Below are 1188 nucleotides of genomic sequence, written 5' to 3'. Positions count from 1 at the left end.
GTCCTTCAAGTTAATTTAAGAATTAATATACTTTGTCACCATTGAAAATCGAGTTTTTCACGACAACATAATCTACAGTACGAATAGCATCTAATTTTGTTCCACCAGCGTAAGAGATAGAAGATTGAAGATCTTGTTCCATTTCGATTAACGTATCTTCTAAAGAACCTTTATGCTCAACGAACATTTTCTTACCTTCAACGTTTTTCTTCTCACCCTTTTGGAATTCAGAAGCAGAACCGAAGTATTCTTTATAAAGTTTGCCATCTCTTTCAATTGTTTCCCCTGGAGACTCTTCGTGACCAGCGAATAGAGAACCGATCATGACCATAGTTGCCCCAAATCGTATAGATTTAGCTACGTCGCCGTGTGTACGAATACCACCATCAGCGATAATTGGCTTACTTGCAGCTTTTGCACACCAGCGAAGTGCAGCTAGCTGCCAACCACCAGTTCCGAAGCCTGTTTTAATTTTAGTAATACAAACTTTACCAGGTCCAATACCAACTTTTGTTGCATCGGCACCAGCATTTTCTAATTCTCTTACCGCTTCTGGAGTTCCAACGTTTCCAGCGATAACGAAGCTCTCTGGTAAATGTTTTTTAATATGTTGAATCATGTTGATCACAGCATTAGAATGACCGTGTGCGATATCAATCGTGATATATTCAGGTGTCAGTTGCTCAGCAGCTAATTGTTGTACGAATTCATATTCGTCCTCTTTTACACCAACGCTGATAGAAGCGATTAATCCACGTGATTGCATATCTCTAATGAATGAGATTCGTTTCTCTGGTTGGAAACGATGCATGATATAAAAGTAGTTGTTCTCAGCTAAATAAGTTGCAATTCTTTCATCAATAATCGTTTGCATATTTGCAGGTACGACAGGTAATTTAAATTTATGTTTTCCTAAAGTGACAGTTGTATCACATTCAGAGCGGCTATTTACAATGCATTTTGCAGGAATTAATTGAATATCTTCATAGTCGAATACGTTTTCCATCATTTACACCCCTAAAATACGAATATTTTATTTTTATTAATCAAAAATGTTCGTCCATAGGATAATTTACATTATTTTTATTAAGAAGTCAAAGGATTTCTTAACATTTTTTAAAAAGGTAGATTTTATATCTAAAAAACAACGTTAAAAACGAATTTAAAACGTTTTTTTGTTTTTATTGT

The 1188-nt window shown here is 35.1% G+C and carries 1 protein-coding gene; it reads right to left on the bottom strand.

Annotation, left to right across the window (positions count from 1 at the left end; all coding sequences use genetic code 11):
- Positions 1–22: 22 nt before the first annotated feature.
- Complete coding sequence (gene guaC, locus ACQGSG_RS29045; protein ID WP_000432447.1) at positions 23–1006, bottom strand: GMP reductase; 984 nt, start codon at positions 1004–1006, stop codon at positions 23–25.
- Positions 1007–1188 lie beyond the last annotated feature (182 nt).

The sequence above is a fragment of the Bacillus sp. GMa5/1 genome (genome assembly GCF_050172015.1).
GTDB lineage: Bacteria > Bacillota > Bacilli > Bacillales > Bacillaceae_G > Bacillus_A > Bacillus_A cereus.
The sequence above is the reverse complement of the archived record's forward strand: the minus strand, read 5'-3'. Positions and strand labels throughout refer to the sequence as shown.